Source organism: Pseudoalteromonas sp. PA2MD11, assembly GCF_017808125.1.
GTDB classification, from domain to species: Bacteria; Pseudomonadota; Gammaproteobacteria; order Enterobacterales; family Alteromonadaceae; genus Pseudoalteromonas; species Pseudoalteromonas simplex.
Window position 1 is genome coordinate 19,884 of sequence record NZ_JADKNF010000011.1, and the last position, 11,125, is coordinate 31,008.

Annotated in this window: 9 protein-coding genes; 6 read left to right on the forward strand and 3 right to left on the reverse strand. The window is 41.2% G+C overall.

Annotation, left to right across the window (positions count from 1 at the left end; all coding sequences use genetic code 11):
* Nucleotides 1–68: 68 nt before the first annotated feature.
* A complete protein-coding gene (locus tag ISP07_RS12555; RefSeq protein WP_138600951.1) occupies nucleotides 69–683 on the forward strand; it encodes a trimeric intracellular cation channel family protein in 615 nt (204 codons plus the stop codon).
* Between the two features lie 39 nt (nucleotides 684–722).
* On the forward strand, nucleotides 723–2,234 hold the full coding sequence (locus ISP07_RS12560; protein ID WP_209327825.1) for a YifB family Mg chelatase-like AAA ATPase: 1,512 nt from the start codon (nucleotides 723–725) through the stop codon (nucleotides 2,232–2,234).
* A gap of 7 nt (nucleotides 2,235–2,241) precedes the next feature.
* Here ISP07_RS12560 and ISP07_RS12565 read toward each other — a convergent pair whose 3' ends face one another.
* Nucleotides 2,242–2,946, reverse strand: coding sequence for a response regulator transcription factor (locus ISP07_RS12565; protein WP_194442637.1), 705 nt, complete (start codon nucleotides 2,944–2,946; stop codon nucleotides 2,242–2,244).
* Nucleotides 2,947–3,111: 165 nt separating this feature from the next.
* On the reverse strand, nucleotides 3,112–5,607 hold the full coding sequence (locus ISP07_RS12570) for an alpha/beta hydrolase family protein (RefSeq protein WP_209327826.1): 2,496 nt from the start codon (nucleotides 5,605–5,607) through the stop codon (nucleotides 3,112–3,114).
* 144 nt (nucleotides 5,608–5,751) lie between these two features.
* Between ISP07_RS12570 and ISP07_RS12575 the strand changes: the two genes are divergently transcribed.
* Nucleotides 5,752–6,816 (forward strand): hemolysin family protein, encoded by a 1,065-nt coding sequence (locus ISP07_RS12575; protein ID WP_209327827.1) that lies wholly within the window; start codon nucleotides 5,752–5,754, stop codon nucleotides 6,814–6,816.
* Here the strand turns inward: ISP07_RS12575 and ISP07_RS12580 are convergent.
* A complete protein-coding gene (locus ISP07_RS12580) occupies nucleotides 6,813–8,033 on the reverse strand; it encodes an EAL domain-containing protein (protein ID WP_054554503.1) in 1,221 nt (406 codons plus the stop codon). The two genes, ISP07_RS12575 and ISP07_RS12580, sit on opposite strands and share 4 nt — an antisense overlap.
* A gap of 175 nt (nucleotides 8,034–8,208) precedes the next feature.
* On the opposite strand from ISP07_RS12580, the gene ISP07_RS12585 reads away from it, so the two are divergent.
* The 3 genes from ISP07_RS12585 to ISP07_RS12595 all read left to right on the forward strand — a co-directional run bounded on the left by ISP07_RS12585 (nucleotide 8,209) and on the right by ISP07_RS12595 (nucleotide 11,036).
* Nucleotides 8,209–9,225 carry a metalloprotease gene (locus ISP07_RS12585; protein WP_209327828.1) on the forward strand — a complete coding sequence of 339 codons (1,017 nt, stop codon included), beginning with the start codon at nucleotides 8,209–8,211 and terminating at the stop codon, nucleotides 9,223–9,225.
* Between the two features lie 195 nt (nucleotides 9,226–9,420).
* Entirely contained in the window at nucleotides 9,421–10,665 is a 1,245-nt protein-coding gene (locus ISP07_RS12590; protein WP_209327829.1) for an HlyD family efflux transporter periplasmic adaptor subunit, read from the forward strand.
* Nucleotides 10,666–10,883: 218 nt separating this feature from the next.
* Nucleotides 10,884–11,036, forward strand: coding sequence for a hypothetical protein (locus ISP07_RS12595; RefSeq protein ID WP_209327830.1), 153 nt, complete (start codon nucleotides 10,884–10,886; stop codon nucleotides 11,034–11,036).
* Nucleotides 11,037–11,125: the final 89 nt, after the last annotated feature.

Here is an 11,125-nt window from a genome sequence, read left to right on the forward strand (position 1 = left end):
TAATCTTCGCTTAAAAGATTGAAAAGTTTATGTTACAACGGCACTAACATTACTTTTTAGTTACAAACATGACTGAACTTTACCATTGGTTTGATTTAATCGGCGTAGCCGTGTTTGCTGTTTCTGGAACGCTATTAGCGTACGACAAAAAAATGGATGGCTTTGGGGTTGTTGTGTTAGCCACAGTCACTGCTATTGGCGGTGGAACTGTGCGCGACGTTATTTTAGATGTGCCCGTATTTTGGTTACATGATCAAAGCTATTTCTGGGCTATATTACTTTCTGTATTTGTTACCACTCGTTTAATCAATAAACAGCGTTCGATTTCACTTAATGCATTGCAAGTGGCAGATGCTTTTGGTTTAGCATTTTTTGCGGTGATGGGGGCGCAAAAAGCCATGCTTGCCGGTATGCCTGATACCACCGCGATTATTATGGGTGTGATCACAGGGTGTTTTGGTGGCGTTATCCGTGATGTGTTGGCTGGAAATATGCCGATGCTGTTAAAAGGTGAGCTCTATGCTATTACTTGCATCGCAGGTGGGATTGTTTACACATTAAGTATCTCACTGGGTTTAGTGACCGAAATGGCCATGGTGTTGGCTATGCTTATGACTTTATCACTGCGTTTAGCTGCAATGAAATGGCACCTTACATTACACGTTTTTAAATATCCCGACTAAGATTAGTATTAAGAATGAATGATAGGGACATCATGGATCGTGTCTTTAGCTAGAATATTTTCTCGTGCACAAGTAGGTGTGCAAGCTCCTGAAGTGATTGTAGAAGTACACTTAGGCAACGGCTTACCTGCTTTTCATATCGTTGGCTTGCCTGAAGCGTCAGTCAAAGAGTCAAAAGATAGAGTGCGTAGCGCACTCGAAAACTCACAGTTTGGCTTTCCTGACCAACGAATAACCGTTAACCTTGCGCCTGCTGATTTACCTAAAGAGGGTGGCCGTTTTGACTTGGCTATTGCAGTGGGTATCTTGGTCGCCTCTGGGCAAATAAACTGCCCCGATATTCATCGTTATGAGTTTTACGGAGAACTGGCTTTAAATGGTGAGGTAAGAGGGGTGAATGCTATTTTGCCTTCGGTGTTAGGAGCGAAAGAGCAGGGGCGCTGTTGTTTTTTACCCGCCGAAAACGATAATCTTGCAAGCCTTGTTTCGGGCGTTTCTCGAAAGGCCGTTTACTCCTTACAAGATGTTTGGAATGACTTATTAAATCAGCAACCCCTGCCACTTAATATTTGTTATCCAGAGCAGCATCCGCAGCGTGACTCGCTACTCGATTTAAGTGATGTGAAAGGCCAACCTGGAGCCAAAAGGGTACTCGAAATAGCCGCTGCTGGAGGCCATAATTTATTGTTTCTTGGCCCTCCAGGTACTGGCAAGTCAATGCTTGCTCAGCGTATGCCTACGATTATGCCAACTATGTCTGATGATGAAGCAATAAGCACTGCCGCATTATATTCGATAATTGGTCAGTCGGTTGATTTATCGAATTGGCGTGAACGCCCCTTCAGAAACCCACATCATACTTGCTCTGCTGTTGCCCTTGTTGGTGGTTCCTCAAATCCTAAACCGGGTGAAATCTCCCTTGCTCATAATGGCGTACTGTTTTTAGACGAGCTGCCCGAATTTGAGAGAAAAGTGCTCGATTCACTGCGTGAACCAATGGAAACGGGCGTGGTGACTATATCGCGAGCGGCCCGACAAATGGAATTTCCATCGCAATTCCAGCTAATCGCCGCATTAAACCCTAGTCCCACAGGAAGCCATACTGATAAGCGTGCAACGCCAGATCAAGTATTGCGGTACTTATCTCGAGTATCTGGACCATTTATCGATAGGATTGATTTACAAATAGAGCTGCCGCGACTCACCAGTAGCCAATTACAGAGCACGCAAGTAGAAGAGAGCAGTGAACAAGTAAGAGCCAGAGTCGAAAGAGCTTATGCAATTCAACTTAACCGGCAGGGCAAAGTGAATGCGCGCTTGAATAATAAAGAAATGAGCATTCATTGTGAGTTGGCAGCTGCTGAGCTGCAGTTTTTAGCAAAAGCCAGTGAAAAACTGGCGTTATCACCACGCTCTTATCATCGTGTTATTAAAGTTGCACGCACCATTAGCGACTTAAAAGCACAGCCAGCGATTACCTTAAATGAATTAAAAGAGGCGTTGAATTATCGTGCGTTTGAACGGCTAATAAGCCAATTAACGCAGTTTTAGTGAGCTTTTAAATTGATAGCATGTAGCCTTTACCGCGAACGGTTACGATACGCTTTTGGTCTTTTTCATCGCTGAGTTTTTTACGTAAGCGGCCAATAAGTACATCAACGGTTCGATCGCTTGGGCTCCAGTCAGGCTGACCAATTTCTTCGGAAATTTTTTCACGTGATGTCGCTTTACCCGCATTTGCAATAAGGCAAATAAGTACCTTGTGTTCTGCTTCAGTAAGACGAGACTCTTCACCATTAGGGGTCACTAATGTGCGGTTATCTGGGTGCAGTTTAAAGTCGGCATATTCAATAAACTCTTCACTCTCATCATCTTGCTGAGAGCCTTTTATACGCTTGAAAAGAGCGCGCATTCTTAGTTCAAGTTCAAGTAAGTCAACCGGCTTGCAAATATAGTCATCGGCACCTTGTGCAAGACCTGCAATACGGTCAGCTTGCGAGTCACGACTAGACAGCACAATAACGCCAATGTCTGTTAGTGCATTAAGCTCTTTGGCAAGCAAAAGCCCATCGCGTTTTGGTAACACAATGTCGATAACGGCTAAAGAGATTGCTTTTTTTGATGAAGCACGCGATTGTACAATGCTTAATGCATCTGCACCCGTTGAATCTACCTCAATATTAAACTCAGTTTCATTAAAATGATTAAGAATGCGTTTAACGAGTAGTTCGTCGTCTTCAACCAATAAAACTTGAATAGTCATTCGCTTTAATTTCACACTTGATTTGTTGTAATGTTAGCACTGTATGGCAAAGGCTGAGAAGAGTCATGATAAGGTTTATAACTATTTCTTACAATTTAATGGCTTAGCGATAGTTGAAAAGGATGAAAGCTGAGCACTCACACAGTGCCCAGCCAAGGGATTAAACTACTTTTCAGGATAAAGGTATTGCCACCATTGCGGCTGATCTTTTAAATTTTTATCGAAATAAGCCAGCATGGTATTCCACCAGTCGAAACGTTTATCACGAGCAAAAATTTGGTGATCTGCGCCTTTATACTCAATCAGGTCAACATCTTTACCTAATAACTTTAATGCCGTGTACATATTGTGACTTTCACCAACCGGTACGTTGGTATCCGAATCACCATGAAGGAGTAATAACGGCGTTGTTACTTTGTCAGCATGAAAAACCGGGCTGTGTTGGCTGTAAAGTGTAGGATTGTTCCACGGGAAGCTATTTTTAGATGCTTCAGCTGAGTATAAGTAACCCCACCAGCCTTGGCCCCAGTACGAGGTGATGTTTGAAATTCCAGCATGAGCAATCGATGCACTGAACATATCTGTTTTAGTTGCGAGTAGCATGGTCATAAAGCCACCGTAAGAGGCTCCTAAATTACCCACACGTTTACTATCTACAAAGCTATATTTATCTAAAAAGGCTTTTGTGCCGTCGATGATGTCGTTGGCGGTGTATTCACCCCATGCGTTGACGTGTTTAGCCGAAAATTCTTGGCCAAAGCCGGTTGCGCCAGTAGGTTGTACAACGTAAACAACATAGCCATGCTCAGCCCATAGGTTAAATGGGTAGCGACCGGTAAAACCACGAGTTACTGGCGATGTACCGCCATAATAATAAACCAGCGCAGGATATTGTTTATTGCTATCTAAATCATGGGGTAAATAAACGCGACCCTTAATTTCAATACCATCTTTATTAGTAAAGTTAAACTCTTCCAATGAGGCTACTTGTGTATTTTCATAGCCAATTGGCTTAGAGTCCCACATTACTTTAGCGCGACCTTTACCTAAGCTTAGTTGTTTTAACTGCTGAGGTGTTGACGCAGTGGTGCCGGTAACCAAAATGCGCGGGGTGCGTTCGTGTGAGTAGCTAACTTGCTCAACAACATCAAAACCCGTATTCACTTTATTAAAACGCTTTTTGCTTAAGTCGAATTGATAAAGTTGTACGGTATCTTGCTCGGTCACTTTAATAAGCGCATCACCGTTTTTAAGTACGTTTAACTGGCCGATAGCCGGGTTAAACTCTTTACTTAGCGCTCTTGCCTTTTTACCGTCACGGCTGAGTAAATAAAGTTGACCGTCATAGTTATTAGCAAGCATTCCTTCAGGAAGATTACGACCTAAGCCATTATTAAAATCTGGTCCGGCAGTGACATAAATTCCGTCGTCAGTATATTTAGCCTGATTAAATGTATTGTATTGACCAAGTACCGTAAGAGCCGATGTAGCTAGGTTTAGCTCAACAAGTTCTGTTGTTGGCTGTGGTGATAGCTGCATTGCTTGTGCTGAGCGGCTCATTAAGACGCGACCGCTTTTAGCGTCAAAATCTTCAAGTGAATGGCTAAGTGGGCCTTGGCTTAAGATTTTGCTAAGACCTGTTGGTATATCGAGTAAATAGACTTGCGATGTAGTACGAGCATAAGACCAACGGTCTTGCAGGCCTTGGTAATGCTTAGTGAGCTTGCCATTGTCTGTTGGAGACTTTGACCAACTAAAAATTAAGCTGTTGTTATCAAAAAACTGAAAGCTATTCGCACCAGAGAGGTTTCTAGCAATGACGCTAAGTTGCATGGTTTTTAGGTTTAAACGCTTAAGCTCGCCATTTAATAAATACACTAAACTTTTGCTATCTGGGCTCCAAGTAATGTTACTTGGTTGGGCTGACTCAAAGCGATAAAGTGTATTGTTTTTTTCGTCTTTAAGTTCAGTAACATATTGCGCTTGATTAGCGGTTGCATCTTCGTAATGACGTTGGCTAGTAATGAAGTAATCACCATTTGGTGCCATTGAAATATAATTGACTGTTGGCGCATCAAATAATTGCTTAGCAGACAAACCGTGTTGTTGTTTAGCGCTAAATTGCACAGTATCTAGTTCTGACTTAGCCGTAAAATCAAGCTCAACCTCATTCCAGTTGGCTACTTGCTCAGTGATGATAACAAACTGATGATCGCCTTGGCTTAAAGCTAGCTCATAGCTTTTATTTTTTTCTGTTTGCTTTTCACCATCAATAAATAGCTGTGCGTTTTCAATGCCTTTAAGTGTTAATGAGCCTTGGCTAAAACGTTCAGTTGAGGCGGTAAATTTGAGTGCCTGTAAACCACCAAGTGTTAGCGCACTCACTTTATCGAATGATTGCCAGTCAAGCTCATCGCCAAATACGCGTATGCTATCGCCGCTTTTTTGCAAGCTAGGTAGTAGGTTAGCAATAATGGCATCGCGATGATCCGTTTGATATGGCTTAAGTTGCATATTTTCGCCAAGAGGGCCAATAAATTGCACCGCTGATTTATCAATGGCAGCGGCCATCGCAGTATTGCTTAACGCACATAACGCTAATGCACTAAATGTTGTTTTTAGCTTGGCTGATTGGCTTAGCCAAGTAGTTGAAAGTGTCATAGTTTCGCCTGTTGAAGGTAATTTAAACCAATATAGCACGCTGCAAATTACCCAAAAAGTGCTCTGCGTTAGATTGCAGTCTGGTTTGAGCTTGTGGTGTTCAATTGCTATGGTGAGCAGGTTAACTTTTTAAGAGGGCTTACAGTGACATTGTTACTTGTTTATATGTTTGTTGCCATTGCGGTTTCGTTTTTGTGCTCAGTGATGGAGGCAGTACTGTTAAGTATTACACCAAGTTATGTTGCCATGCTCAGAAAACAGCAACCACAATTGGCAAAACGTGTTGGTAAGCTTAAAGACAACATAGACCAACCGTTGGCGGCAATACTCACGTTAAATACCATAGCGCACACAGCAGGTGCCGCTGGTGTTGGCGCACAAGCTGCAGTAGTGTTTTCAGATGCTGCGGTTGGCGTTGCCTCTGCAATTATGACGCTATTGGTTCTGGTGCTTTCTGAAATTATCCCTAAAACATTAGGGGCTAATTATTGGCGAGGATTAACACCCATTGTTAGTGTGAGCCTAATTTGGTTGGTGTTTATTCTAAAACCCTTTGTGTGGTTTGCAGATATTTTAACGCGCTTTTTAGGGCGTAATTACGATGAAGCCTATTATATTCGCCAAGAAATTGAAGCCATGGCTGATATTGGTACTGAATCAGGAGCCCTTGGGCAAGATGAATCTGAAATCATTCGCAGCCTGCTGCATTTTCGTCATGCCAAACTCGATACCTTAATGACACCACGTACGGTGCTTTTTAAAGTACATAAAGATTTAACTGTAAACCAATACTTGGCGGAGCATGGTTCTTCTTCGTTTTCTCGGGTATTGGTTTATGACAAAAATGGTGATGATATTATTGGTTTTGTGCATAAAAATGACATTATGCTGGCTTATCATCGTCTAGGTGAAGACTATAAAATTAGCAAGCTCGTTAAGCCTATTTACACCGTACCAGAAACCTTGCATGTGCCGACCTTACTTGAAACCTTACTGTCTGAGCGCACGCATATTTGTTTAGTCGTGGATGAATACGGTGATGTGCAAGGTATTGTCACCCTTGAAGATTTAATCGAAGCATTAATGGGGCTCGAAATTGTTGATGAGCACGATCAATCAGCTAATATGCAAAAAGTCGCCAAACAGCGTTGGCGACAACGTTTAGCATCGAGTAATACCATCGTCAGTGACGATAAGCGTCAACCTTAGCGGCGATGCCCCGCTGCGGTTTTTACCATTTGTCGCCATGAGAGTGACCAATTTAAAAAGTCTTCTTTAGCTTTCGGGCGGCACAGCAAAAAGCCCTGCATAAGAATAAACTCTTTGTAGCGGTCGAGGTATTCGAGTTCTTCCACTCGCTCAATGCCCTCGGCTACAATAGCGAGATCTTCTTGTATCGCTATATTCACTAAGCTACTAACAATCACTTGGGAAAACTGATCGGTTTCAATATTGCTAATCAGGGTGCGATCGATCTTAATTTCGGTAAACGGTAATGTTTTGAGTTGTTGAACATTAGTAAAGCCAGTACCAAAGTCATCGAGCGAAATACCAAAACCGCGCATTCGTAAACGGTTGAGTGTTTCGAGCTGTGCCGCACTTCTAAGTGCATACTGCTCAGTGATTTCGAGGATGATTTCACTTGGAGTTAAATTATTTAAGTGTAAGATTAACGCAAGTTTATCTGGGCAGCTTAAGTCTTCTAGTTGCGAGGGTGATAAATTGAAAGCGAGCTTTAAGTTTTGATCAAAGTTTTCCTTTATTTCAATAAAATCGCTAGTGGCTTTTTCAAATAATTGAAAAGTAATAAGGTTTATCAAGTCCAAATCTTCAGCAACACAAATAAAGCGTTCGGGCAAAATGATTTCTTGTTCTTGACGCGTGTTGATCCGTGCTAATACTTCAATACTTTCAACCCGGTTGTCATGACGATTAATTTTAGGCTGATAAAACGGGATCACTTCATTGTGGCTGATAGCATGCAGTAGTAATGATTCAGAAATAGGCGCCTGAGTTCGTTCAACATGAATAGCAAAGTGTTCCAACTTTTGAAGTAGTAAGTAAACTTGATTTAATTGTACTGGCTTAGAAACATTACCAATTAAGTGAGCGTTATGCTTGCGAGCTAAGTCTGCAGCTAGGTCTATAACCTTAGGATCCATCTCAGAAATAATGGCAATTGCACCTTGGTATTTCATGGCACCTAAATGGCGGATAAGTTCCATGCCATCCATGTCTGGCATATTGAGATCAGTAAAAACAGCATCAAAGTATTTCGGGGCTTTTTTTATTTTTTCTAGTGCTTCCTCAGCACTTAAGCTGGTGGTGATATGAGGGACTTCGAGCTCATTCAAAATAGCATGCATGACAATTAAAATTGCTTTCGAATCATCTACGACGAGAATGTGTCTATTTGACTTCACCATATTCACTCCATGAACAAGAACGCTATAGTTAAAAGTAGTAGATAAACGGTATTTCGTCATGTTTTTTGCTTGTTTTGTGGTGCGAAAAATATACCTCCTTGTACCTAAAGGAAATTCGTAATTTTGTAAGGCCTCAGTATAATAGCCGCACTTTTTATTCGTATTTATAAGAACTATGGTCAGACTTCAGCTGAGCCTCGCAGACGAAACCTTTATTTTGCATTTAAGCGGCTCACAGTTAATTCAGCTTTTTCATCATCAACAAGCAATTGCCTTTGATAGTCCAGAGTCAGATCTTTATGAGTTTGATTTTCAGGGGCAGCGTATTGGCCTTGATACTAGTAAAGTGCACGAAAAAAGCTTAGCAATCTTTGTTAACCAGCAGCAGGTGAGCCAACTTGCTTTACCTGAGTTACAAGAAGCTGAACCAAAACGCGGCATTATTGGTTTGCTGGCACTAGGCTTTAAATTATTCAAAAGTGCAAAAGTCGTGAAAGCGGCTTTAGCGGGTGCTTCGGTGGCAGGCTATGCGTGGTTATTCTCAATCGAGTTTGCCTTGATGCTAATTGCTTGCTTGGTGGTGCATGAATACGGTCATGTGCGCGCAATGAAATATTTTGGCATTAAAACGAAAGGTATTTACCTTATTCCCTTTGTCGGTGGTTTGGCTGTTTCTGATGATAAAATTACCACGCGATGGCAAGACGTGGTGATCTCACTCATGGGGCCCGCTTTTGGCTTAATTACCTCTGTGCTAGGAGTGGTGCTTTACTACGCCACTGAAATGGAAATATTCGCCGGTGTGGCGGTACTCAGTGCACTGTTAAACCTATTTAACTTGTTACCTATTCTGCCCTTGGATGGTGGCCATGTACTTAAAAGCATTAGTTTTTCGATGCGTTCATGGATAGGCCTAAGTGTATGTTTATTAGGTGTGTTATTTGGCTTGTGGCTGAGTTACACCTTTGGCTTGATGCTACTGGTGTTTTTCTTATTTGTAGGGGCACTTGAGATTATCTTTGAGTGGCGCGGGCGTCACTACTCACACCTCATTCCTCTTGATACTTACGGGCAAGGTTTTTCAGCAGTAATGTACGCACTGGTTGTTGCAGGTCACGTTGCGGTGATGATGCACTTTGCCGACTCACAAAGCCCAATCCTAAGCTTACCAATGAAGATCTTAGCAAGTTAATTAATATTTAAGCACTAAGTTATATTCAGCTTAGTGCTTAAATTTAATTAATATATTTTAATTATTTTTCTACTTTATTTTAGTAATTAAACCTTCAATTTGTGATGCGATTCATATTTAGGAAAATTCTGATTTACAAAAATTAGAGTGTCCCGCTAATTTTAAATTCAAGAGATATAGCAAAAGGATTTTGTTATGAGCTTGTTTAGAAAGGAAGCGGTTGCACAACAAAGTGAACGTTTAACTGGCGTAATTACCTTAGCGCAACCATTATCGATTAAATTAACTGTTGTAACCTTAAGCTCTGTTGCAGTTGCGATTATAGTATTTCTTTTTACAGCAGAATATTCCCGCAAAGAAACCGTTCGTGGTTTTCTCATGCCTAGTAAAGGCGTCATTCAGAGTTTTGCTAATCAAGGCGGAACAATTGAAAAGCTTCATGTAAAAGAAGGTGACTTTGTCATTAAGGGGCAAGCACTTGCTTCAATTGTTGTTCAGCAAAATGATAGTCAAGGTTTAGATCTCAGTTCACAATTAGTTGAACAATTAACAGAGCAAATTAAACTTTTGAATCATGAGGTTATGCAAACGAAAGTGTTGCAAAAACAAGAAATACTTAACCTTGAAGCACAGCAAACGCTTTTAAATGAAGAAAAGCTTGCACTACAAAGTCAATTAACACTCGCAGATGAAAAGCTTGACCTATTGCAAAGTCAACAAGCCAATTTCAACCAGCTTAATAAGAGTGGCTTTTTATCGAATATAGAGCGTGAGCAGCAACAACAAGCTTTACTCGATGTTAAGCAAGAAAAGCAAAACTTAGCTCGAATACTGATGCAGCAGAATAATCAACTGAGTCAATTACGCTTTAATCTTGCTAACGTTCCACAACAATATGCACTTCGCATCAGTAACTTAAAACGAGAAATTTCAGATACACAAAACCAACTATCGCAGTTAAAAAGCAACTATAGCTACACAATTACGGCTAGCAATAATGGTGTTGTTACAGGCATTCAAGTAGTCGAAGGAGAGGTGTTAAGCCAAGCAAAGCTTTTACTGCATATTATACCTGAGGGTTCTGAGTTAGTTGCTGAATTACTATTACCAACGCGCTCCGTAGGGTTTATAGAAATAGGCAACGAAACTCGGTTACGTTTTGATGCCTTTCCATATCAACGATTTGGTTTTATCAATAGCACAATTAGCCGTATTGATAAGGCACTTATTACACCAAACGAAGTGCGGTTACCTATTACATTGCAAGAGCCAGTATATCGACTTAGGGCTACGTTAAGTCAGCAGCAAATGTCTGCGTATGGAAAGGCCTTTGCGTTAAAAAGCGGCATGCTGTTTGAGGCAGACATAATGTTAGAGCAGCGCACATTGATTGAATGGTTACTCGAGCCGCTGTATAGCCTTAAGGGACGCGTGAGTTAATAGTTAGATGTAGGTCGGAATTTATTCTGAGAACAAGCAAAATTCATCTGTTTATTTGCCGTAATGAGCATTATTAAGCAGAGAATAGAGTGGCTGACTTTAGTTAACTTTAGCGAGCAGCTAAAGCCAGCCGATTAACCGCTTATTTTAAAAATAAGCAATCAACAACCGCTGATGATAGATATAAATAATCAGCTATACAAATTTGGAGCATAGATATGCGCGAATTAAATGTAAATGAAATTCATGAAGTAAATGGTGGTTTAGCGCCAATTATTTGGTTTGCTGGTGGTTTTATAGCTAGAAGGTTTGGCTCAAAGATAATTGGTGGAGCGATTGGTGGGGCGATCGGTTGGCTGAGTGAGCCGTAGGAGGTAATCATGAAAGAACTAAATAAAAGCGATATAAAACAAGTGTATGGTGGGTTTTTGCCTGCGTTGTTAGCAGGTATAGCTCTGGG